The organism is Ensifer sp. ENS08 (assembly GCF_014852195.1).
GTDB classification, from domain to species: Bacteria; Pseudomonadota; Alphaproteobacteria; order Rhizobiales; family Rhizobiaceae; genus Ensifer; species Ensifer adhaerens.
In genome coordinates this window covers 1-21,548 of record NZ_JACVBF010000018.1, presented here as the reverse complement: position 1 = coordinate 21,548, position 21,548 = coordinate 1, and the positions used below count along the sequence as shown (strand labels likewise).

Genomic DNA, 21,548 nt, shown 5'->3' with positions numbered 1-21,548 from the left:
CAGTGACCATGGGCGAAGCACTTCTCGAAGTCCGGGATCTGAAAACGCATTTCCATACATTCGGCGGCGTAGTTAGGGCCGTCGACGGCGTCAGCTTCGATGTCTGCCCGGGCGAGGTGGTCGGCCTCGTCGGCGAGTCCGGTGGCGGCAAATCTGTGATCGGCTTTTCCATTCTCGCCCTGATCGATCCCCCCGGTCGTATCGAGGCAGGCAGCATTGTTTTTGCCGGCGAAGACCTGACGCGCAAGAGCGAGGATCAAATGCGCGCGGTGCGCGGCGGCGAGATCGCCATGGTGTTTCAGGACCCCATGACGTCTCTCAATCCGGTCTACACGGTCGGGCGGCAGATGGACGAAATGCTGCGCCTGCATACCGATCTCGATCAGAATGCACGGCGTGCACGCTGCATCGAGATGCTCGAAGATGTCGGCATCTCGGAGGCCGCCAGCCGCCTAGACGCCTACCCGCACCAGTTCTCGGGCGGCATGCGCCAACGCGTCGTGATTGCCATCGCGCTCCTGGCCGGTTCCCGCCTGATCATCGCGGACGAACCGACCACGGCTCTCGATGTCACCGTCCAGGCCCAGATCCTCAAGTTCATGCGGCGCCAGATTGTCGAGCGCGGAGCGGCCATGATCCTCGTCACCCACGATCTCGCGGTTGTCTCCGAGATGGCAGACAGGGTGGTCGTGCTTTATTGCGGAAAGGTCGTAGAAAGGGGAGTCACGAGCGAGATCATCCGCTCCCCGGCCCATCCCTATACGCGCGGTCTCCTGGACAGCATCCCGAAGATCACCGATCGCCGGGAGCGCCTCAGCCAGATACCCGGCACGGTGCCAGACATCCGCACGCTCGGTGAGGGATGCAGTTTCAGGGACCGGTGTTTCAGGGCTCAGGCCATCTGCTCGGCAGAAACGCCGGCGCTCACCCCCGTGCGCGGCTCGCTCGATGCAGCCTGCCACTTCCCGCTGGAGGAGACGGCGCCATGACGACCCCCGTGCTCGATGTTAGAGGCTTGGTCAAAGCCTTCCCCGTGGGAGGTCTTTTCGATCGGCTGCAGTTCGGAAAGGGAGAACTTCTCGCTCCTCAGAAGCAGGTGCGGGCGGTCAACGGTATCGACCTGTCGATTGCACCCGGCGAGGTCATGGCCCTGGTGGGCGAATCCGGCTGCGGCAAGTCGACCGTGGCCAAGACCATCGCCCGGATCTACGAGCCGACCGCAGGCGAAATCCGGATCGACGGGGAAGACATTTCGCGGATGCAATTTCGCGAAATGCGCGCGATCCGCCGCAAACTACAAATGATCTTCCAGGACCCTTATGCCTCCCTCGACCCTCGGCAGCGGGTCAGGGACATCGTGATGGAGCCGAGACGCGCTCAGGCCGGGGGCAAGCTCAGCCGACGCGAACTCCATGACGAGGCGATCGCGCTGCTGGCAAAGGTCGGCCTCAATGCCGAACAGGCGGGACGCTACCCGCATCAGTTTTCCGGAGGTCAGCGGCAGCGGATCGGCATCGCACGCGCGTTGTCGGTCCGGCCAAAGATCATCATTGCCGACGAGCCTGTCTCAGCGCTCGACGTCTCGATCCAGGCGCAGATCCTCAACCTGATGATGGACCTGCGCGACGAGTTTGGCCTCTCCTATCTGTTCGTCTCGCATGACCTTTCGGTGGTTCACCACATCGCCGATCGCATCGGCGTCATGTATCTCGGCTTCATGGTGGAGACGGCCAGCCGCGACCAGTTGTTCAGCCAGCCGAAACATCCGTATACGCAGGTTCTGCTTTCGGCCGCGCCGACCATCGACAAGACGCTGGCGAAACCGAAGATCGAGATCGTCGGCGAAGTGCCAAGCGTACTGCGCCTGCCCTCCGGCTGCTGCTTCAGAACCCGCTGCCCCATTGCTTTCGATCGATGCGCGATCGAGCGTCCGGTTCTGACGCCCCAACCGGATGGCAGCGCCGTTGCATGCCACCTCCATGATCGCAATGATGCCGAAAGGAAAAGCCAGTGAGTTCACCCGTCGTCATTGTTCAACCGCGCCTTGCCCTCGAAGATCCGCATGACTGCACCGATGCGAATGACATGCTGGCCGTCTTCGACGCCCTGTTCGACGGACTAGTGCGCTATGGCAAGGATGATGGCTACGTGCCAGCACTGGCAAGCTCCTGGGATGTCACGCCGGATGCGCGAATTTGGACGTTCAGGCTGAGAAAAGGCTTGAGCTTTCACGATGGCACCCCCTGCGATGCGGCGGCCGTCTGCCAATCCCTGATACGCATGGCCCGTCCTGACAAAGGCTACACGCTCGGTGCGCTCGGGGTCTGGCACCAGTATCTTGGAGATGCGGAGATCGAGGCGGTCGATCCCCAAACAGTCGCCATCCGCCTGTCGAAGCCGATCGCCGATCTCCTCGATATCCTGGTTTATGGCTACGTGGTCGCTCCCTCAGCACTGGACCGCTACGAGGCGGGAGACACGTCGCAGCCGGTCGGTACAGGCCCCTATCGCCTGGTTTCCTGCGAACCCGGCCATGCCCTTCACCTCGAACGTTTCGGTGGCTGGCATGGCGAGCGACCAGCCAATGCCGAACTCATCTTTCGCCTGGAACCGAAAAGGGAGACGCGGCTGGGCATGCTGATCTCCGGCCAGGCGCAGGTGGCAAACAGCCTCGACTACGAAGCCTCCAAAGCGCTCGAAGAAACGGCCGAGCATACGCGGGTCACATCACTCGTGCCCGTCGCCGTCATCTATCTCTTCAATGCCTTTAGGGGACCCCTGACGGACAGCCGCGTTCGCCGCGCTCTCAATCTGGCGATTGACCGCCAGGCCCTGATTGATCGGGTGGTGAGCGGTGCAGCAAAGCCACTGACCGGCTTCGTCAGCCCCGTGCATTTCGGCAGCCTGCCATCAGAGGATCTGCGCCCTGATCTCGATCAGGCAAAAATGCTGCTTGCCGAGGCCGGCTTCAGCGAAGGCCTGACCATCGAGGTCGACTGCCCGACGCGCCTTCCCGATGAAGCCGAGGCACTGACGGCCGCTCTTGCCGAGCAGCTTGCCCCAATTGGTGTGACACTGAACGTACACCTCCACGCGGACCGCGAGGCCTACGCCCATGGTGTCCGCCTGAAGCAGGTGCGCGACATGTGCGTCTTCGATTCCAGCCCCTTGAGCACCTTCCGCATCCTCGCGGAAAAGATCGACCACAGAGCCCAAGGCTCCTGGTGGCTGGGCTTCCATAATGCCAAGGCCGAAGACATGCTCGACAAGGGCCGGGCAACGGTTGATCAGCATGAGCGTGCGGAGATCTTCGAGAATGCCTTCCACACGCTGCAAGTGGATCCTCCATGGCTCTATCTCTACAATCCGCTGAGGGTGACAGGCCTGTCCGGGTCCTGGCCGGACTGGCGCATGCGCCACGACTGCGTGCTCGACGTGACGCGGCTCCCTGACTTCCAGTCTGGGGAGAGAGCACCATGAGGCGCGTCGATCTGATCATTAGCGACGGAACCATCCTCACCATGGACGGCAGTCGCCGCGTCCTCGACAAGGGTGCGGTCGCTGTTCTTGCCGATCGCATCGTCGCGGTGGGGCACACGGACGAGATCGCCAGAGAATATCAGGCCGAGCGCCATATCGACGCCAGCGGCAAGGTGGTGATGCCCGGCATGATCGACGTCCATGCCCATGCCGGCCACGGTCTGATCAAGACCATGGGCATGGAGCAAGGCAATCACTGGGAAGAGATCTGCAACGCTGCCTATACCGTCGGCTCGACACCCGAATTCTGGTTTGCGGAGGCGCGGCTTGCCGCCCTCGAGCGCCTGCGCTTCGGCGTCACCACCGGCGTTTCGCTTCTTGGTGGCGGCGACACGATCATGCGGACGGATGACGTCGCCTATGGGAGCGCCCATTGCGAGGGCGTCGCGGCAGTCGGCACGCGCTCGGTCGTCGCCGTCGGACCGACACGCCCCCCGCATCCGCGAACCTATGCGTCCTGGCACGACGGCAAGGCGTCAGAACGACCGGTGACCTTCGAGGAACAGTTTGGCGTCAGTCGGAAACTGCTTGATCTGTGGCACGGGCGCGGACGCCTGAACATCGCCTTGCTCACCCCCGTCCTGCGTGACGAACACCAACGCGACATGTCAGCCGCAGACTACGAAGCCGCGGTCGCACAAACCAAGGCCGTGCGGGCGCTCTCACGCGAGGCGGGTGTGGTGTTCACGCAGGATGGTCATTGGAGGGGCTCCGTCTCCCGCGCCGAAAAGCTCGGCATCCTCGGACCGAACGCGCTTCTGTCCCACGCCATCGACATCACGCCAGAAGAGATCCGCATCATCGCCGATACCGGCACCCGCATCGCCCATAACCCCAGTGCCATCGCCTCCATCCTCGGCCGGTGCCCGGCGATCGAACTGATTGAGACTGGCGCTGTGGTCGCCATCGGCTCCGACGCAACCGCTCCCGACCGATCGGCGGACATGTTCCGGCACATGCAGCAATGCATGCACTATCACCGCGCCCATTTTCGCGATCCCTCGGTCCTGCCTCCAGGCAAGGCCCTTGAGATGGTGACGATCGATGCGGCGACCGCCCTGGGGCTAGACCGGGACCTCGGCTCCCTCGAAGTCGGCAAGAAGGCCGACATCGTGGTGGTCGATATGCAGCGCCCACACTTAGCGCCTTACCAGATGCCGATCTTCCGCCTGGCCTATTTCGCCAATGGGAACGACGTCGACACTGTCGTGATCGACGGGCAGATCCTGCTCGAAGGTGGCCGGCCTCTTCTGACGGACCTCGGTGAGGTCATCGCAGAAGCCGACAAGCAAGCCCGGTTGCTGATCGAGCGCATGGGCCTCGAAAAGATGATCGGCCAGCCCGAAGGCTTTTTTGGCCATGCAAGATATTCGAAACATCAAGGAGACAGCCAATGATGAGGCTGAATGAAGAGGCAAGAGGCGTCTACGTCATAGCACTCACCCCCTTCACGGAAACGGGTGATCTCGATCTGGAAAGCACGGACCGCATGGTGGATTTCTACCTCGAGCGCGGCGCGACGGGACTGACCGTGCTTGGGATGATGGGCGAAGCGCAAAAGCTGACCATCGAGGAATCGCAGACCTATGTCCGACGTATCCTACGCAGGGTCGATGGCCGCGTGCCGGTTGTGGCGGGCGTCTCTGCTGCAGGCTTTGCCCAGATGCAGGCTCTGACCTCGATGGTCATGGATGATGGCGCGGCTGGCGTGATGATCGCTCCCCCCTCGTCCCTGCGCAACGATCAGCAGATCGTCACCTACTACAAGCAGGCGGCGGAGTTCATCGGCGATACGCCTTTCGTGCTGCAGGATTTCCCTCTCGTCACGAGCGTCACCATCCCCGTCTCCGTGATCCAGACGATCATCGATCAGATCCCGACCTGTGTCTGCCTGAAACACGAGGACTGGCCCGGTCTTTCCAAGATTACCGCACTACGAACCGCTTCGGAGACTTCCGGCAAGAGGCGCATTTCGATCCTGTGCGGCAATGGCGGCATCTTCCTGCCCGAAGAGATGGCGCGCGGGGCAGACGGCGCCATGACAGGCTTTGCCTATCCGGAAATGATGCGCGACGTCGTCCACCATAACGAGCAGGGAAATCCGGAGCGCGCCCAGGACATCTTCGACGCCTATCTCCCGCTCGCCCGCTACGAACAGCAACCGGGCCTTGGCCTTTCCATCCGGAAATACATCATGGCGAAACGAGGTGCCATCGCCACGTCGGCACTGCGCAAACCGGGCGGAGCCCTCTCTCCCGCAGATATCAGCGAGATCGAGCGCCTCATAACGCGCCAGGACAGACGATTGAAGGAGCTCGGCTGATGGAACTCGGCTTGAAAAACAAAACCGCTCTCGTGCTGGGTGCAAGCCGCGGACTGGGTGCGGCGATCGCCCGCGGGCTCGCGGAAGAAGGGGTGACGGTCCATGCCGCCGCCCGCAACACCTCCGCCATCTGGGCTTGGGCTTCCGAACTCGCGCCAACGGCCGGTCCCGTCATCCCGCTGCAGCTTGATCTCTCCGACATCGACAGCGTGAATGGGGCAATTGCGTCTCTTGTTGCGGCAGGTGGTGTCGACATCCTCATCAACAATTCTGGCGGCCCGCCGCCGGCCGCAGCCATCGATGCGAAACGAACGGACTGGCTCAATCATTTCGAGACGATGGCCGCCAACATCTTTCATCTGACCACCAGTCTCCTTCCAAGCATGCGGGAAAAGCGCTGGGGTCGGATCATATCGATTGCCTCCTCAGGCGTAGAACAGCCGATCGCACGGCTGGCACTGTCGAACGGCATCCGCTCGGCCCTGATCGGCTGGTCGAAAACACTCGCTGCGGAAGTGGCAGCAGACGGCGTTACCGTGAACGTCCTTCTTCCGGGGCGCATTCACACACAAAGGGTGGACGAACTCGATGCAGCCGCAGCCAGCCGCTCAAGCAAGAGCGTCGAGGCGATCGCCGCCGAGTCCGCGGCCGGTATTCCGACAGGACGTTACGGTCGGCCGGAGGAATTCGCCGCCGTTGCCGTCTTCCTGGCCTCCGAGCCCGCGTCCTACGTAACGGGAAGCAAGATCCGGGTGGATGGCGGGGCGATAAGATCTGTGTGACGGTTTGCCAGGCAGACCCGGCTTACGGCTCCAGACCCGCGCAGCGCGCCGTATTGCGGATATGCGTTTCCATCTCGAGCTTCGCCCGTGCACCGTCATTGGCCCTGAGTGCCGCAATGATCTTGCGGTGTTCGCCGATCGATTCCCGCATGCGCTCCGGGTCGGTGATCGGGATCGGCTGACGTTGAGTCTCCGCCACCTGATCCCGCACCGTCTGGTACAGCGCCTTGAGCATGGCATTCGAGCAGGCGGAGACGATGGTGCCGTGAAACTCGAGATCCGCCTCGACATTGGCCAGAAGATCCTGGCTCGCCCAGCACTCTTCCATCGTCCGGGTCGCCTGCTCCATCTGGTCGAGCTGCAACTGGGTGAGACGCCCCGCGGCCAGCCGGGCGATCTCGCCTTCCAGCAGGATGCGCGTCTGGAAGACGTCGAACACCGAATGGCTGTCGGAATAGCGCCAGGGTGCCATGTGACCAGCTGCACCCGAGCTGGGCGCAGAAGGGCTCGCAACGAAGGTGCCCCGCCCAGCCTCGGTCTTCAAAAGCCCGAGCGTTTCCAATGTCAGCAACGCTTCCCGCAGAGAGGCCCGGCTGATACCGAATTTCTGGGAAAACTCCCGCTGGGATGGGATCTTCTCGCCCGGCTTCAGCTGTCCGGACTGGATCATACCCTGGATTTCGCGTGCCACGGACTGGGGAACGAGCGTCTTGTTGAACATGCAGTCCCTTTCCTGGCGGCGTGCTTCAACGCGCAATCTATTTTTTCCGCCATCCTCTTGCCAAGCACAAAGCAGCATGCTTGTTTGGCCTGACTGGTCTGACCAGTTAGACCAATGTAGATTGAGACATGTTCAAAAAACAAGGGGAACTCTCATGACACGTTCAACCGGACTTAAAGCATCCATCTTCGCGGGCCTGCTGGCCGCGTTCGGCACCTCCACTTATGCCGCCGACCTGACCGTCGGCGCCAATATCGGCAACGTACCTTGGGAATTCGAAGACGCCAGCGGCAAGGTGTCGGGCTTCGAGGTCGACCTCGTCAACGAGATTGCCAAGCGCCTCGGCAAGACAGTCGAGTTCGTCAACACGCCCTTCAACGGCCTTTTCCCGGCAGTCCAGTCCGGCCGCATCAACATGGCGATCTCCTCGATCACCATCACCGAAAAGCGCCTGGAATCGGTTACCTTCGCCCAGCCTTATTACGACAGCGACCAGTCGCTCACCGTGACGGCCGCCTCCGGCATCACGGGTCTGAAGGACATGGGCGACAAGGTCGTCGGCGTCGACACCGGGTCGACCGGCGACATTTGGGCCGACGCGCACAAGGCAGAATACAAGCTCGGTGAGATCCGCCGCTTCGAAGGCCTGCAGCCGGCCATGCTCGATCTCGTCGCTGGCCGCGTCGACGGTTACATTTCCGACATCCCTGCACTGCTCTACTACGTCAAGGACAAGCCGGAACTGAAGGTCGTCGAGCGCATCCCGACCGGCGAGAAATACTCGATCATGTTCAACAAGAACGATCCGCTCGCAACCGAAGTCAACGCCGTCATCAGCACACTGAAGCAGGAAGGCTTTATCGCCAAGCTGCACGAGACATGGTTCGGCGCCAAGGCCGAAGACACGACCTCGACGGTCGCCGTCCTCGACATGCCCAAGGGCAAGTAACGCTCGAAACGCGGCCGGCGGGACGGTCTCGTTCCGCCGGCCTGCCATGGGAGCCGATGCGGCATGACACTCATCAATACCTTCTTCAACCTCGATGTCCTGGCTAACAGCCTTCCAGTCTTACTGTGGGGGCTGATCGTGACCCTGCAGATCGGGGTGACGAGCATTCTCGTCGGTCTTGCCGGCGGCCTTTTCCTGGCGGTCACGCGCCTCTATGCACCGAGCCTCATCAAGATCCTCATCCGCATATACATCGACATCTTCCGCTCGATCCCGCTGCTGGTGCTGCTGATCATCGTGTATTATGCCCTGCCCTTCATCGGCATTCGCCTTTCACCCTTCCTCTCGGCCGTCACTGCACTGTCGCTGGTCTCGGCGGCTTATACGGCGGAAATCTTCCGCGCCGGCATCGAGGCGATCCCGCACGGCCAGTTCGAGGCCTCCGCAGCGCTCGGTCTGTCGAACCGCCACACCATGATCGACGTGATCCTGCCCCAGGCGATCCGCATCGTCATTCCGCCGCTCACCAACAACTGCATTAACGTCATGAAGGATACGGCGCTCGCCTCCGTCGTCGCCATGCCGGATCTCCTCAAGCAGGCGACCCAGGCCCAGGCGCTCGCCGCCAATCCGACACCGCTGATCGGCGCGGCGCTCATCTATATCGCCCTGCTCTGGCCGATGGTCGCCGTCGTCTCGCGTCTCGAAAAACACTTCAGCCGGGGGAAGCGCTGATGACCGCAACGACCGCTCCTCTCATTTCTATCCGCGGGCTCACCAAGGCCTATGGCGCCTTCACCGTCCTGCACGGTATCGACCTCGACATCGCCGAAGGCGAAGTCGTCTGCGTCATCGGCCCGTCGGGCTCGGGCAAGTCCACGCTGATCCGCTGCATCAACCATCTCGAAGCTTTCGCGCCGGAAAGCCGGATCACCGTCGACGGCATCCGCGTCGAGCCCGGCCCGGCCCTCGCAAAGGTCCGCGCCGAAGTCGGCATGGTCTTCCAGTCCTTCAATCTCTTTCCGCACATGACCGTCTTGAAAAACGTCATGCTTGCTCCGATGCGGGTGCGCGGCACATCCGTGGCGGAAGCGGAACGTAAGGCCCGCGAACTGCTCGCCCGCGTCGGCATCTCCGAGCAAGCGGAGAAGTTCCCAGGTCAGCTCTCCGGCGGCCAGCAGCAGCGCGTGGCGATCGCCAGGGCGCTGGCCATGGAGCCGCGCGTCCTGCTCTTCGACGAGCCGACCTCGGCGCTTGATCCAGAAATGGTCGGCGAAGTGCTTGATGTCATGCGCAAGCTTGCCGGATCAGGCGTCACCATGGTCGTGGTCACCCATGAAATGGGCTTTGCCCGCCAGGTCGCTGACCGGGTGATCTTCATGGATGGCGGAAGGCTGGTCGAAAGCGGCACCCCGGCAGACATCTTCGACGCCCCCAAGCATGAGCGGACGCGCGGTTTCCTCCGCGCAGTCCTCAACCATTAAACAGGAAAAAACATCGGAGGACACCCGCAATGGCAACACCTTCCACCAAGTCGCTCGATCTCGACTATGTGCGCAGCCAGTTCCCGGGCCTGGCCCGCGGCTGGACCTTCTTCGACAATGCGGGAGGCTCCCAGATCCTCAAAATTGCCGTCGAGCGGATCAACACCTTCCTCTATGAGAAGAACGTCCAGCTCGGCGGTTCCTACGAAGTCTCGCAGGCCGCGGCGGCAGCCCTCTACGAGGCGCGGACCGCCGCCATGCATCTCGTGCATGCACAGCGTCCGGAAGAGATCGTTTTCGGCAACTCGACCACCGCACTGCTGCAAAACCTCGCCCGCGCCATGCACAGCCAGCTGACGGCCGGCGACGAGATCATCATCACTGTATCGGATCACGAATCCAACATCGGTCCCTGGGACCGGTTGCAGGAACGCGGCGTCATCTTGAAGATCTGGCCGCTGAACAAGGAAACTTTGTCACTCGACCTCGCCGATCTCGCCCCCTTGATGAGCGAGCGCACGAAGCTCGTCTGTGTGACTCATTGCTCGAACATCCTCGGCTCCATCAATCCGATCCGCGAGATCGCCGATTTCGTCCATGCCCGTGGCGCCAAGATCTGCGTTGATGCCGTCGCCTATGCCCCGCACCGGGCGGTCGACGTGCAGGCCTTCGACGTCGACTATTACGTCTTCAGCCTCTACAAGACCTATGGTCCGCATTACGCGCTGATGTACGGCAAATACGACCTGCTGCTCGAGCTCGACACGCTCTACCACTACTTCTACGGCCGGGACAAAGTGCCGGGCAAACTGGAGCCGGGCAATCCCAATTACGAACTCGCCTATTCGACCTGTGGCATCGTCGACTATCTCGTTTCACTCGGCGAACAGGCCGGCGAAACCGGAACTGTCAGGCAGAAGATCGAAGCTGCCTATGGCGCGATCACCGCTCAGGAAGACGCGCTCACCGAGCGGCTTCTGACCTATCTTCGTTCGCGCAACGACTGCCGGATCATCGGGCAGTCGGCGAACCCCGACAGCCAACGTGTGCCCACCATTGCCTTCCGCTTCGATGGACGCGAGGCGGCAGACCTCTGCAAGGCCATGGACGCCGAGAAGATCGCCATGCGCTTCGGAGACTTCCATTCACGTCGGCTTGCTGAATATCTTGGACTGACCGACCATGGCGGCATGCTGCGTGTCTCGATGGTGCATTACAACACGATCGAGGAAGTCGATCGCTTCACCGCGGCCCTCGACACCATCCTCGCCGGTGAGGCGGGACTTGCCAAGGCAAGCTGAAAATCAACGAAAAGGACTGACTGATGCGCTTCGATACGGTGATCCGCAACGGAACGGTGGTAACGGCAAGCGACACATTTGTGAGCGATGTCGGCATCAGGGACGGCCGGATCGTGGCGCTGGCGGCAGAGCTGACGGAAGCCGATGAGGTCATCGACGCTTCCGGCCTCTTCGTGCTGCCCGGCGGCATCGACAGCCATGTGCATCTCGACCAGCCCTCGGGCGACGGGATCGTCATGGCGGATGACTTCGACAGCGGCACGCGGTCCGCGGCGATCGGGGGCAACAGCACGGTGCTCGCCTTCTGCATGCAGGAAAAGGGGCAGTCCCTGCGTGAAGCGTTGAAGATCTACCACGCCAAGGCCGACGGAAAATGCCATGTCGACGTTTCCTTCCACCTCGTGATCACTGATCCGATGGCGGAAGTGCTCGGCCAGGAACTGCCGGCTCTCGTCGAAGACGGCTACACCTCTCTCAAAGTCTTCATGACCTATGAGGGACTTCGCCTGCGGGACGACGAGATCCTGGCAACCCTCGATTCCGCGCGTCGCACCGGCGCGCTGGTCATGGTCCATTGCGAAAACGAAGACGCCATCCGCTACCTGATCGGCCGGCATGAAGAAGAGGGGAAACTCGCGCCGAAATATCATGCCACGACCCGGCCGGTCGCGGCAGAACGCGAAGCAACGCATCGCGCCCTCTCGTTCGCCGAAATCGTCGATGTGCCGATGGTTATCGTCCATGTCTCTAACCGCGAGGCGATGGAGGAAATCCGCCGCGCCCGCCAGCGTGGCCAGAAGATCGCCGGCGAGACCTGCCCGCAATATCTGATGCTGACGGCAGATGATCTCGACCTCGGAGGTCTGGATGGGGCGAAATATGTCTGCTCGCCGCCGCCGCGCGACAAGGCAAGCCAGGATGCGTGCTGGGAGGGGATCGAGCAGGGCGTCTTCGACCTCTTCTCCTCCGACCACTGCCCCTTCCGCTTCGACGATCCGGAAGGCAAGCTGAACGAGAAGGGCAAGCGCCATTTTCGCTGGATCCCGAACGGCATTCCGGGTGTGGCAACCCGCCTGCCGATCCTGTTTTCCGAAGGGGTGATGAAGGGCCGGATCGATATCAATCGCTTCGTCGCGGTTACATCGACCAACCACGCCAAGCTCTACGGGATGTATCCGCAGAAAGGTACAATCGCGATCGGCTCAGACGCCGACATCGCGCTCTGGGATCCGCAGGAGCGCGTGACCCTGACCAACCAGATCCTCCAGCACGGCGCCGACTACACGCCCTATGAAGGACAGGAGATTCAGGGATGGCCGGTACGAGTGCTCGTCCGCGGCCAGACGATCATGGAGCGCGGCTCTGTCGTGGAGGCCAGCCAAGGACAGTATCAGAGCCGCAAGCGCTCGAACCTGATCGCGGACACCAAATCGGTCGCGTCAGTGAGGCCCTAGATTGACAGGCGGCGCCGCTCTCATGCCGCCCGCAAGAAAAACCTAAACCACGGCTTCCGCTTCAATCTCGACTTCATACTCGCCGACAAGCGCACCGGCCTCGATCAAGGTGTTCGCCGGCAAGGCCTCGGAGAAGAAGCGGCCATGGGCACGCGAGACAGGCTCCCACTGTGATGCATCCTTGAGATAGATGCGCGTGCGGACGACATCCTCCATCTTTCCGCCTAGCGCGGAGATGGATGCGGCGATCTTGTCGAGAATATAGGTCGCCTGCGCGCCCGGATCGCCGGGTGCCACACAACGGTTACTGCCGTGCGTCGCCGTCGTGCCCGATACCAGGATCCGGTCACCGACGCGCACGGCCCGGCTGTAACCGGCAAGCGGTTCCCAGATGCTGCCGGAGGAAACACGCAGGCGATCCTCGCGCCCCGGCACGGGAACTGCCTTGTAAACGGACGGGATCGCATCGAGGTGATGACTGAGGTCGCCGGATGCTGTCAGGAAGGGCGGCTTGCGATACTCATCGCCGCAATCGCCGGGAATGGGTGTGGCTTCGGCAAAGGCGTTGTCGAGCAGATCTCGATCACCCGCATCCAGTTCGAAGGTAAAGACCTTCAGGTTGTCGTCGCGATGCTCGTTTTCACCGAGCCGTGCCCCGATGATTGTCGCAGCAACGGCCGGATGTTCGAGAACCCAGCGGCTGGCCACGTTGGAGATCGAAACGCCATGCTTGCGGGCGATCGTGGATGCCGCCCGCAGTATACCCTGATAGACTCTCCATCCGCCGGCCGTATCGATGAAGCGTTTGTATTTTGAGCGGCTCCAGTCGGGGATCGATGCGGGCTCCGGCTGACCGAGCCACTTCTCCGACAGGAAGCCGCCGCAAAGCGTGCCATAGGCCAGAAGCTTAACGCCGCGCTTGAGGCAAAGGGACGACAAATCGCCGGCGGCGCGCCTGTCGATCAGAGAGAAGGAGACCTGATTGCTAGCGATCTCGATCCCGTCCGACAGTGCAAGATTGAGATGGGCTGCATCGAAATTTGTAAGACCGAGGGCTCCGATCAGGCCCTCCTCCTTTATCACCTGCATTTCGTGCAGGGCATCGAGCCAGGCTGGGTGTTCAAATGTCCACCAGTGGAACTGCAACAGGTCGACCTTGTCGACGCCAAGACGGGTAAGCCTTTCCTCCACACCCCGGCGCACCACATCGCGCGTCATCGGACCAGGCTCAGGGCACCATTTGGTGAAGGCCACCGGTCGCTTTTCGCCAGTGGCGTAGCGCTTCAGGAGATGGCAGGTGATGATCTCCGCTGATCCGTAATGATCGGCCATGTCGAAACTGTCGAACCCGGCCTCCGCATAAGCTTGCAGTGCATCAGCCCCCTGCTCCGGATCGACGGCAACACCATCTTTTTCGATGTCGGCAACCTGCCAGAGGCCGCAGACGAGGCGGCTGATCGACAGGTCCGCGGTGAGATTGATGCGTTCTGGATGCTGGGACACGGAGATCATTCCTCGATGGTCAGGATTGTTTGTTGCGGCTCAGGCGCGCGAGCGGGCTCACCTCGCCGAACAGGCCGCGCGGCCGCAGCAGAAGCATGAGGCAAAGCCCGACGCCGATCGCGACGATCTGCAATGCGGCGGCACGCGCCTGTTCTTCAGGCGGAACGAAGGCGGAGACGGCAGCGGCCGTGAGAGCCCAGAGCCCCCAGACGAGAATGGCGCCCGCAATGGCACCGCGATTGTTGCCTGAACCGCCGACGATCAACATGGCCCAGACCTGGAAGGTGAGGACCGGCATGTAGTTGTCGGGCGCGATAAAGCCAATGAAGTGTGCCTGCGCGGCCCCTGCCAGGCCCATGATTGCGCCGCCGCTGGCAAATGCCTGCAAGCGAAAACGGACAGGTCGCTTGCCGAGCGCCTGCGCGGCCACTTCGTCTTCACGGATCGCCCGCAAGACACGTCCCCAGGGGCTGCGCGACAAATGCTGCAGCCCGAGATAGAGGACCAGCACGACAAGGGCCATGAGACCGCAATTGGCGAGACTGAAGAGCAGCGCATTGCCCTGCAGATCGGCGAACGGGCGGGGAATGAAGCCGATCCCGAAGGCCCCGCCGGTGATACTCTGCAGGTTGAGCATGCAGAGCTGAACGGTGACAGCGACGCCGAAGGTTGCGATGGCGAGGTAGTCGGATCTCAGACGGATCGTCAGCGCGCCGACGGCCCAGGAAAGCGCTCCCGAGACGATGGCAGCTCCCAGCCACCCAACGGCAATCGGCATGCCGAAGCCGCCAAAGCGCTCTGCCGTGTCCGGCGTCGTGAGGATCGCCGAGGTATAGGCGCCGACCGCGACGAATGCGGCGATCCCGACATTAAACAGTCCCGTCATGCCCCACTGAACATTCAGCCCCAGGCAGATGATCGCATAGGTGAAGGCCATGGTGAGGAAGAAGGCGCCATAGGCGATAAGATCGATGCTCATGTCGCTTTTCCGAACAGGCCGCGGGGGCGGACGAGAAGAACCGCAATCAGGATGGCGAAGGACACCGCCGCCCGCCATTCGGCCCCGATCAGCTGGACCGTGAAGGCTTCGGAAAGACCGATGAACAGGCCGGCAATCATGGCGCCCGGAACCGAACCGATACCGCCGAGAATGGCGGCCGCAAACAAGGGCAGCAGAAGATCGTGCCCGAGATAGGGGCGGATCTGGATGATCAGGCCACTCATGATGCCGGCGACACAGGCGAGCGCGGCGCCTAAGAACCAGACCGTTCGGATGACCCGGCGAACATCGATGCCGGCGATACCGGCAAGCCCGGGATTTTCGCTGACCGCACGCATGGCCCGGCCGATATCCGTCCGCGTCATGACGAGATGCACGGTGACGACAGAGACCAGAGCCACGGCCAGCATGGCCAGCTGGTCCGGCGTGGCTCTGAGACCCAGTCCCAGCTTCATCGCAATCTGCAGCGCCTGGCTGAAATAGGCAGGCTTCGAGGTAAACAAGAATTCGAGCAGGCTGCGCAGGGCAAGCGACGCGCCAAAGCTTGCCATGACCATGATGATGATGGCGCTGCCGCGTCGCCGGAAGCTCGAAAACAGCGCCGCGTCTACGGCAAGCGCCAGGAGCCCCGTCAGTGCGATGGCGAGCACCGCAGCGATCGGGAGCGCCCAACCAAAGGAGAACGGACCAATCGGCGTCGTAAGCCCTGCTGCCAATACGCCAAGCGCACTGCTGATGCCGAGTGCGAGATAGGCACCCCAGGACAGAAGCTCACCATGCGCAAAATTGGAGAAGCGCAGGATCGAATAGGTAAGCGTCACGCCGACCGCGCCCAAGCCGATAATCGCGCCAGCAATCAGTCCGTCCATCAGGAATTGCGGGTTCATGACGCGACCTCACTGGCTGCGCGCCCAGTCGTGCCGAGATAGATCTTTCCGATGAGTGGATCATCGGCGAGATCCTCAGGCGTCCCCTCGTGGCGGATCTGCCCTTCGGCCAGAATGACGGCGCGATCGGCAATCGCCATGGCCGCCTTGACGTTCTGCTCGACCAGCACGATCGTCACGCCCTCGCCATTGATGCGCTTCAGCATGGAAAAGACCTCGCCGACGATCTTTGGCGAGAGGCCGGCGGAGGGTTCGTCGAGGATCAGAACCGGCGGATTGAGCGCCAGCGCGCGTGCCACAGCCAGCATCTGCCGCTGCCCACCGGAGAGTGCGCCTGCCAGGCGCTTCGGCTTGACGGCAAGATCCGGAAAACGCGTCAGGATCGTCTCGATAGCGAGGTTACGCTCTGATTTCGGCAGGAGCGCAACGGCGATCTGGAGGTTTTCCAGGATGGTCATGCTGGCAAAGACATTGTCCGTCTGCGGCACGAAGGCCAGACCTTCGGCCATTTTGCGGTGAGGAGCGACATCCGTGATGTCCCTCCCCGCCAGATGGATCCGACCCGAATGCACCGGCACCATGCCGGCAATCGCCTTGACGAACGTGGACTTGCCAGCGCCGTTCGGTCCAATAAGGATAACGAGCTCGCCCTGTGAGACGGAAAAATCCACGCCGCGAACAATCGGAAGGTCAGGCTCATAGCCTGCGACCAGCGCAGAGGTGTTGAGAATAAGATCGATCATGCACCACCGCCAAGATAGGCTTCGATGACTGCGGGATTGGCGGCCACATCAGCCGGCGCACCCTCGGCTAGCAGCTTGCCGAGCGCCATGGCCACTACCCGCGAGCACAGCCTCGACACCATGTCCATGTTGTGTTCGATGAGGAGAATGGACTTGCCCTCCGCGTTCAGCGCCACCACTCGCTCCATGATCACTTCGAGCAAAGCAGGGTTCACCCCTGCTGCCGGCTCATCGAGTAGGATCACCTGCGGATCGGCCATCAGGACGCGCGCGAGTTCCAGAAGCTTGCGCTGCCCGCCGGACAGCACGCGCGCGGGTTCATGGGCCAGCCGCGAAAGCGTGACGAACTCCAAGATCGCATGTGCCTTCTCAAGTGCTGCCTTTTCTTCGCGGCGCACCAGACCAGCTTTGAGGAAATTGGCAAACAGGCCTTCGCCCGTCTGCTTCTGAGCGCCGACCAAGAGGTTCTCAAGCACGCTCATTTCCAGAAAAGGCCGCGGGATCTGGAAAGTCCGAGCGCCCCCATGGGCGATGCGCTGCTCCGGCGCTTGGCTCGAGACTTCACGCCCCTCGACCCAGATCTCGCCGGAGCTGGGCTTGAGGCTGCCTGCAAGCAGATTGAACATGGTGGTCTTGCCCGCACCGTTCGGCCCGATCAGGCCCAGGATCTCGCCCCGTGCGAGCTGAAGCGACATGTCGGAGACCACGGTCAGCCCATCGAAATGCTTCGTCAGATGCCGTGCTTCGATGGCAGGCGGTGCTGCGGCACTCTGAAACGATCGTGATGGTTGGGAATGGGCAGCAGCCATCTTCAAAAATGAACCTTGATTTGATCCGTGATGTTTGATCAAACTTTACGTGGACGCGAAAATCAACCGATATTTCCGGGAGGCTTGGAGGCGGGATGACGGACACGATTGGCCAATCGGGCGACTTCCTCACGCCTGTCGGTCGAGAGACTTTGCAGGATCGCGTCTATGACCAGCTGCGCCGCACATTGATCAATGGCGGCTTTTCCGCAGGCGACATGCTGCGGATCGTAGACATGGCAGATCGGCTGAAGACGAGCACCATGCCGGTACGAGAAGCGCTCGGCCGGCTCGTCTCCGAACAGGCCCTGGAGGCCCTGCCTAATCGCTCCGTCCGCGTGCCGCTGATTACCCGCGACCGCCTCGACGACCTGGAACGTGCCCGTATCCTGATCGAGGGGCGCTTGGTGGCGCTCGCCTGTCATCGACTGACGGCGGAAGACATCGAAAGCCTGAAACAGATCAACCGGGATTGCGAGGCAGCTTTCGAGCGGCATGGCCAGGACGTTGGCCCGATCACCTCTGAAATCAACCATCGCTTCCATTTCCAGATCTATCGGGCCGCCTCCTCACGTGTGCTGATCCCGATGGTGGAAAGCCTCTGGCTCCAGTCCGGCCCGGTGGTCCGGGCCGCCGCCCATATCCACGACGAACAAGGCGGACTGGCTGCGACGAACCATCACTGGACACTCATCGAGGCCCTCGAGTCGCGCGATGAAGAGGCTGCGGTAAACGCGCTTTCCAATGACATCGGGCGCTCGTTCGATCTCGTGCGCGGGCGTCTCGACGCCGGCGAAGAAGCGGCATGAGGGAGAGCATCGATGAGCATCACCGACGACACATTCGAGCTCTTTGACCTACGTGTCGAGGTGGTGATCCCGGAGGGTGGGGCCGTCTATTGCGGCGCCAAGACCGGCGACTATTTCGAGCTCCACGGCGAGATGCTCTATCTTCCGCCGGGACAGGGGCTGTCGATCTACTCCCTCGCCTCCGTGCTTCCCCTGCTCGCCGCTAAGCAGCGCCCGACCCATGCGCATGACTGGATGACCACGGATGCGGACATCGCCTGTCCAGATCCCAACTGCTCCACCCGATTGCGGATCCGGCGCACCGGGCTTCGCCGTTTCAGCCATGCCGCCACGACATCCGTGCCCCTCGAAGGAAAAGAGTAACATGCAGCGTATCTCCATCGCCCCGGGTTACGAGATCTCCCGCGTCATTCGCGGCGGATGGCAGCTTGCCGGTGGCCATGGTGCCATCGATGAAGAGACAGCCATCGAAGACATGGTGGCCTTCGCAGATGCCGGCATCACCACCTTCGACTGCGCAGACATCTATACCGGCGTGGAAGACCTGATCGGACGGTTCCGGCTGCGCTACCGTGACATGCAGGGCCAGGCAGCACTCGACCAGATTCGCGTCCACACGAAGTTCGTGCCCGATCTCGGCGTCCTGCCGACAATCACCAAGGCCTATGTGGAAGGTGTGATCGACACGTCGCGCAAACGGCTCGCCATGGAGCGACTGGATCTCGTCCAGTTTCACTGGTGGGACTACGAAATGCCTGCCTGGCTGGAGACGCTTGGCTGGCTGAAAGAGCTCCAGCAGGATGGGCGGATCGACAAGATCAGCGTCACGAATTTCGACAGCGAGCATGTCACGGCAATCCTCGATGGCGGGATCCCGCTGACTTCGCTGCAACTGCAGTATTCGCTGCTCGACCGGCGCCCGGAAAAGCGCATGGTGGAACTCGCAGCCCGCCACGACTTTGCGCTGTTCTGCTATGGCACGGTCGCCGGCGGCTTCCTGTCGGACCGCTGGCTCCGCAAACCAGAACCGCAGCATCCGCTCGAAAACCGCTCGCTGACCAAGTACAAGCTGATCATCGACGACCTCGGCGGCTGGGATCTGTTCCAGGGACTGCTGTCGACACTTCGCAAGGTGGCCGACCGCCATGCAACCGACATCGCAACGATTGCCAGCGCCGCCATGCTCCGCCGGCCCGGTGTGACGGCAGTCATTGTCGGCGCCCGCAATCGCGATCACCTCACCTCCAACCTCGCCATCTCCAATCTCGTCCTCTCAGACGTCGACTTGGGGGAGATCGAGACTGCCCTCGCTGGAGCACGCGATCTGGAAGGCGACGTCTACACGCTCGAGCGGGACCGCACCGGGCGTCACGGCAGCATCATGAAATATAATCTCAACAAAGGGGAGTGACATGAACAAGGGATATCAGATGAAACGCCTCGTCCTGGCTTCAACCATGCTCGCGAGCATTGCAATTGGTGCCGCACCTGCCGCAGCACAAGGATGCGACATCACCGTCGGCGTGGTCATGGAGCTGACCGGCCCCGCCGGCGAATACGGCAAGGCAGGCGCGAAATCCGTAGAAATGGCCTTTCGTGACTTCAACGACGCGGGCGGCGTCGGCGGCTGCAAGCTGGTGATTGACACCCGTGACAGCCAGAGCCAAGGCAATGTCGCCGTCGATCAGGCCACACAGCTCGTCAACATCAAGAAGGTGCCGGTCATCATCGGCGGGATAATTTCCTCGGTGTCGATCCCGATCCTGACATCTGTCACAGCGCCGGCCGGTGTAGTCCAGGTGTCTCCGGCCTCCTCCTCCCCGACGCTGACGGCGCTCGGCCGCGAAGGCAAGACCAACGGTGTCTTCTTCCGCACCATCACCTCGGATGCGCTGCAGGGAACGGCGGCAGCCAAATATGCGCTCGACCAGGGGATGAAGAAGATTGCCATCATTCACGTCAACAACGACTTCGGCAACAATCTGATGCAGGAGTTCACCGCCGCTTACACCAAGCTCGGCGGAACGATCACCTCGACGACCCCCTATAACGAGAAGCAGGCGAGCTATTCCTCTGAAGCTTCAGTCGCGATGGGAGGCGAACCGGATGCGCTTTACCTCGTCTCGACACCGGTCGACGGCGCGACGATTGCCCGCGCCTGGATTTCCGGCGGTGGCGTGCAGAAATTCCTGTTCAATGATGGCATGAATTCCAAGGACTTCATCGCAAGCGTCGGCCCACAGTATCTGAACGAGGCCTATGGCACTTCGTCGGGAACCACGCCGACGGCCTCCACCGAATACTTCAACGCGAACTACGCAGAATTCTCCGGTGGCATTGAACCGTCAGCACCCGCCGCCGACCGATCCTACGATGCCGGTGCCATCGTCGCCCTTGCGATCGCCAAGGCCGGTAAGGCCGACAAGGACGCGATCAAGACCGCGATTTCGGAAGTCACAGCACCCGGCGGCACGCCGATCTACGCCGGCAAGGCGGAATTCGAGAAGGCGCTCGGCCTGCTGAAGGACGGCAAGCCGATCAAGTACGAAGGCGTCATCGGCCCTGTGAGCTTCGACCAGTACGGCGACATCACCGGCCCCTTCCGCCTCTGGAAGCTCACCGACGGGGAGGTGACGACCGTAGGCCAGATGGAATCCGAGGCAGTGTCTGCAATCAAGGCCTCGCCCTCGAAGTAGTGCTACCCCAGAGACTACACCGGGCGGCTCGTCAGGGCCGCCCGATACCGCAAGGGTATCCAGACCGGACATCAGCGAGTTCGCCTCCACGAACGCAAAAACCGCCCCGTTAGATGGGAGCGGTTAGACTTTTTCAAGTATGTTTGGTTGCGGGGGCAGGATTTGAACCTGCGGCCTTCAGGTTATGAGCCTGACGAGCTACCGGGCTGCTCCACCCCGCGTCCAGCGCAGATCCCTGTGGGATTTGGCGCGGTAGCGTAAACCGCTTGGCGGTTTATGCTTTTTCCGGTCCGGGTTTTGCGAAGCAAAATCCCGTTGTGTGTTTCGATTTTACCTACGCAAAAAGGCCGCTTGGTGGCGGCCCTTGCGTTTCGGCTTGGCCGAGTTTTGTGTCGAGAAGATTTCCGGATTTTCTTGCGATTTGCAGACCTGGCAGCGACCTACTCTCCCGCGTCTTAAGACGAAGTACCATCGGCGCTGGGGCGTTTCACGGCCGTGTTCGGAATGGGAACGGGTGCAGCCACCCCGCCAGAACCACCAGGTCGGC

General features: G+C 61.9%; 21 protein-coding genes, 1 tRNA gene and 1 rRNA gene. 15 read left to right on the top strand and 8 right to left on the bottom strand.

From position 1 onward, the window contains the following. The first annotated feature begins 8 nt into the window (after window positions 1-8). From IB272_RS28195 to IB272_RS28170, 6 genes are read left to right on the top strand one after another with little or no spacing between them, the layout of a single operon-like run. Window positions 9-989, top strand: coding sequence for an ABC transporter ATP-binding protein (locus tag IB272_RS28195; RefSeq protein WP_192445517.1), 981 nt, complete (start codon window positions 9-11; stop codon window positions 987-989). After that, window positions 986-2,014, top strand: coding sequence for an oligopeptide/dipeptide ABC transporter ATP-binding protein (locus tag IB272_RS28190; RefSeq protein WP_192372646.1), 1,029 nt, complete (start codon window positions 986-988; stop codon window positions 2,012-2,014). Before IB272_RS28195 ends, IB272_RS28190 begins: the two co-directional genes overlap by 4 nt. After that, window positions 2,011-3,480: an ABC transporter substrate-binding protein gene (locus IB272_RS28185; RefSeq protein WP_192372644.1), complete on the top strand. Its 1,470-nt coding sequence runs from the start codon at window positions 2,011-2,013 to the stop codon at window positions 3,478-3,480. Before IB272_RS28190 ends, IB272_RS28185 begins: the two co-directional genes overlap by 4 nt. Further along, window positions 3,477-4,937 (top strand): amidohydrolase family protein, encoded by a 1,461-nt coding sequence (locus tag IB272_RS28180; RefSeq protein ID WP_192372642.1) that lies wholly within the window; start codon window positions 3,477-3,479, stop codon window positions 4,935-4,937. Before IB272_RS28185 ends, IB272_RS28180 begins: the two co-directional genes overlap by 4 nt. After that, window positions 4,934-5,863, top strand: coding sequence for a dihydrodipicolinate synthase family protein (locus IB272_RS28175; protein WP_192357879.1), 930 nt, complete (start codon window positions 4,934-4,936; stop codon window positions 5,861-5,863). The genes IB272_RS28180 and IB272_RS28175 overlap by 4 nt, the downstream gene beginning before the upstream one ends. After that, window positions 5,863-6,645: an SDR family oxidoreductase gene (locus IB272_RS28170; protein WP_192357876.1), complete on the top strand. Its 783-nt coding sequence runs from the start codon at window positions 5,863-5,865 to the stop codon at window positions 6,643-6,645. Before IB272_RS28175 ends, IB272_RS28170 begins: the two co-directional genes overlap by 1 nt. Window positions 6,646-6,667: 22 nt before the next feature. On the opposite strand, the gene IB272_RS28165 is transcribed toward IB272_RS28170, so the two are convergent. Beyond that, the gene (locus IB272_RS28165; RefSeq protein ID WP_192357875.1) at window positions 6,668-7,366 is read right to left on the bottom strand and encodes an FCD domain-containing protein; all 699 of its coding nucleotides are present in this window, start codon (window positions 7,364-7,366) and stop codon (window positions 6,668-6,670) included. A gap of 154 nt (window positions 7,367-7,520) precedes the next feature. Between IB272_RS28165 and IB272_RS28160 the strand changes: the two genes are divergently transcribed. From IB272_RS28160 to hydA, 5 genes are all read left to right on the top strand, one after another. Continuing rightward, entirely contained in the window at window positions 7,521-8,315 is a 795-nt protein-coding gene (locus IB272_RS28160) for an ABC transporter substrate-binding protein (RefSeq protein ID WP_192445516.1), read from the top strand. A 63-nt stretch (window positions 8,316-8,378) separates the two neighbouring features. Continuing rightward, window positions 8,379-9,050, top strand: coding sequence for an amino acid ABC transporter permease (locus IB272_RS28155; RefSeq protein WP_112977457.1), 672 nt, complete (start codon window positions 8,379-8,381; stop codon window positions 9,048-9,050). Continuing rightward, window positions 9,050-9,799, top strand: coding sequence for an amino acid ABC transporter ATP-binding protein (locus tag IB272_RS28150; protein WP_192445515.1), 750 nt, complete (start codon window positions 9,050-9,052; stop codon window positions 9,797-9,799). The genes IB272_RS28155 and IB272_RS28150 overlap by 1 nt, the downstream gene beginning before the upstream one ends. 29 nt (window positions 9,800-9,828) lie before the next feature. Continuing rightward, entirely contained in the window at window positions 9,829-11,100 is a 1,272-nt protein-coding gene (locus IB272_RS28145; RefSeq protein ID WP_192357873.1) for a cysteine desulfurase-like protein, read from the top strand. A 23-nt stretch (window positions 11,101-11,123) separates the two neighbouring features. Then, window positions 11,124-12,554 (top strand): dihydropyrimidinase, encoded by a 1,431-nt coding sequence (gene hydA, locus IB272_RS28140; protein WP_192445514.1) that lies wholly within the window; start codon window positions 11,124-11,126, stop codon window positions 12,552-12,554. A gap of 42 nt (window positions 12,555-12,596) precedes the next feature. On the opposite strand, the gene IB272_RS28135 is transcribed toward hydA, so the two are convergent. From IB272_RS28135 to IB272_RS28115, 5 genes are read right to left on the bottom strand one after another with little or no spacing between them, the layout of a single operon-like run. After that, complete coding sequence (locus IB272_RS28135; protein ID WP_192445513.1) at window positions 12,597-14,066, bottom strand: aldo/keto reductase; 1,470 nt, start codon at window positions 14,064-14,066, stop codon at window positions 12,597-12,599. 10 nt (window positions 14,067-14,076) lie between these two features. Then, complete coding sequence (locus IB272_RS28130; RefSeq protein WP_192445512.1) at window positions 14,077-15,036, bottom strand: branched-chain amino acid ABC transporter permease; 960 nt, start codon at window positions 15,034-15,036, stop codon at window positions 14,077-14,079. After that, entirely contained in the window at window positions 15,033-15,944 is a 912-nt protein-coding gene (locus IB272_RS28125) for a branched-chain amino acid ABC transporter permease (RefSeq protein ID WP_192445511.1), read from the bottom strand. The genes IB272_RS28130 and IB272_RS28125 overlap by 4 nt, the downstream gene beginning before the upstream one ends. Continuing rightward, the gene (locus IB272_RS28120; protein WP_192445510.1) at window positions 15,941-16,687 is read right to left on the bottom strand and encodes an ABC transporter ATP-binding protein; all 747 of its coding nucleotides are present in this window, start codon (window positions 16,685-16,687) and stop codon (window positions 15,941-15,943) included. The genes IB272_RS28125 and IB272_RS28120 overlap by 4 nt, the downstream gene beginning before the upstream one ends. Continuing rightward, a complete protein-coding gene (locus IB272_RS28115) occupies window positions 16,684-17,496 on the bottom strand; it encodes an ABC transporter ATP-binding protein (protein ID WP_112977180.1) in 813 nt (270 codons plus the stop codon). The genes IB272_RS28120 and IB272_RS28115 overlap by 4 nt, the downstream gene beginning before the upstream one ends. 95 nt (window positions 17,497-17,591) lie before the next feature. On the opposite strand from IB272_RS28115, the gene IB272_RS28110 reads away from it, so the two are divergent. Genes IB272_RS28110 through IB272_RS28095 form a run of 4 tightly spaced genes read left to right on the top strand, consistent with a single transcriptional unit; the run spans window position 17,592 to window position 21,001 of the window. Further along, on the top strand, window positions 17,592-18,305 hold the full coding sequence (locus IB272_RS28110; protein WP_192445509.1) for a GntR family transcriptional regulator: 714 nt from the start codon (window positions 17,592-17,594) through the stop codon (window positions 18,303-18,305). A gap of 12 nt (window positions 18,306-18,317) precedes the next feature. Next, a complete protein-coding gene (locus IB272_RS28105; protein ID WP_192445508.1) occupies window positions 18,318-18,668 on the top strand; it encodes a TIGR04076 family protein in 351 nt (116 codons plus the stop codon). Between the two features lies 1 nt (window position 18,669). Further along, complete coding sequence (locus IB272_RS28100; protein ID WP_192445507.1) at window positions 18,670-19,716, top strand: aldo/keto reductase; 1,047 nt, start codon at window positions 18,670-18,672, stop codon at window positions 19,714-19,716. A gap of 19 nt (window positions 19,717-19,735) precedes the next feature. Further along, complete coding sequence (locus tag IB272_RS28095; protein WP_192445560.1) at window positions 19,736-21,001, top strand: ABC transporter substrate-binding protein; 1,266 nt, start codon at window positions 19,736-19,738, stop codon at window positions 20,999-21,001. A gap of 144 nt (window positions 21,002-21,145) precedes the next feature. Here IB272_RS28095 and IB272_RS28090 read toward each other — a convergent pair. Next, a tRNA-Met gene (locus IB272_RS28090) sits at window positions 21,146-21,222 on the bottom strand. A gap of 206 nt (window positions 21,223-21,428) precedes the next feature. After that, a 5S ribosomal RNA gene (gene rrf, locus IB272_RS28085) occupies window positions 21,429-21,543 on the bottom strand. Between the last annotated feature and the right edge of the window lie 5 nt (window positions 21,544-21,548).

What these genes read in the sequence shown, in the direction of transcription:
- IB272_RS28195 (WP_192445517.1), top strand. Translation starts at nt 9, where the DNA reads ATGGGCGAAGCACTTCTCGAAGTCCGGGATCTGAAAACGCATTTCCAT.
- IB272_RS28190 (WP_192372646.1), top strand. Translation starts at nt 986, where the DNA reads ATGACGACCCCCGTGCTCGATGTTAGAGGCTTGGTCAAAGCCTTCCCC.
- IB272_RS28180 (WP_192372642.1), top strand. Translation starts at nt 3,477, where the DNA reads ATGAGGCGCGTCGATCTGATCATTAGCGACGGAACCATCCTCACCATG.
- IB272_RS28175 (WP_192357879.1), top strand. Translation starts at nt 4,934, where the DNA reads ATGATGAGGCTGAATGAAGAGGCAAGAGGCGTCTACGTCATAGCACTC.
- IB272_RS28170 (WP_192357876.1), top strand. Translation starts at nt 5,863, where the DNA reads ATGGAACTCGGCTTGAAAAACAAAACCGCTCTCGTGCTGGGTGCAAGC.
- IB272_RS28165 (WP_192357875.1), bottom strand. Translation starts at nt 7,366, where the DNA reads ATGTTCAACAAGACGCTCGTTCCCCAGTCCGTGGCACGCGAAATCCAG.
- IB272_RS28160 (WP_192445516.1), top strand. Translation starts at nt 7,521, where the DNA reads ATGACACGTTCAACCGGACTTAAAGCATCCATCTTCGCGGGCCTGCTG.
- IB272_RS28155 (WP_112977457.1), top strand. Translation starts at nt 8,379, where the DNA reads ATGACACTCATCAATACCTTCTTCAACCTCGATGTCCTGGCTAACAGC.
- IB272_RS28150 (WP_192445515.1), top strand. Translation starts at nt 9,050, where the DNA reads ATGACCGCAACGACCGCTCCTCTCATTTCTATCCGCGGGCTCACCAAG.
- IB272_RS28145 (WP_192357873.1), top strand. Translation starts at nt 9,829, where the DNA reads ATGGCAACACCTTCCACCAAGTCGCTCGATCTCGACTATGTGCGCAGC.
- hydA (WP_192445514.1), top strand. Translation starts at nt 11,124, where the DNA reads ATGCGCTTCGATACGGTGATCCGCAACGGAACGGTGGTAACGGCAAGC.
- IB272_RS28135 (WP_192445513.1), bottom strand. Translation starts at nt 14,066, where the DNA reads ATGATCTCCGTGTCCCAGCATCCAGAACGCATCAATCTCACCGCGGAC.
- IB272_RS28130 (WP_192445512.1), bottom strand. Translation starts at nt 15,036, where the DNA reads ATGAGCATCGATCTTATCGCCTATGGCGCCTTCTTCCTCACCATGGCC.
- IB272_RS28125 (WP_192445511.1), bottom strand. Translation starts at nt 15,944, where the DNA reads ATGAACCCGCAATTCCTGATGGACGGACTGATTGCTGGCGCGATTATC.
- IB272_RS28120 (WP_192445510.1), bottom strand. Translation starts at nt 16,687, where the DNA reads ATGATCGATCTTATTCTCAACACCTCTGCGCTGGTCGCAGGCTATGAG.
- IB272_RS28115 (WP_112977180.1), bottom strand. Translation starts at nt 17,496, where the DNA reads ATGGCTGCTGCCCATTCCCAACCATCACGATCGTTTCAGAGTGCCGCA.
- IB272_RS28110 (WP_192445509.1), top strand. Translation starts at nt 17,592, where the DNA reads ATGACGGACACGATTGGCCAATCGGGCGACTTCCTCACGCCTGTCGGT.
- IB272_RS28105 (WP_192445508.1), top strand. Translation starts at nt 18,318, where the DNA reads ATGAGCATCACCGACGACACATTCGAGCTCTTTGACCTACGTGTCGAG.
- IB272_RS28100 (WP_192445507.1), top strand. Translation starts at nt 18,670, where the DNA reads ATGCAGCGTATCTCCATCGCCCCGGGTTACGAGATCTCCCGCGTCATT.
- IB272_RS28095 (WP_192445560.1), top strand. Translation starts at nt 19,736, where the DNA reads ATGAAACGCCTCGTCCTGGCTTCAACCATGCTCGCGAGCATTGCAATT.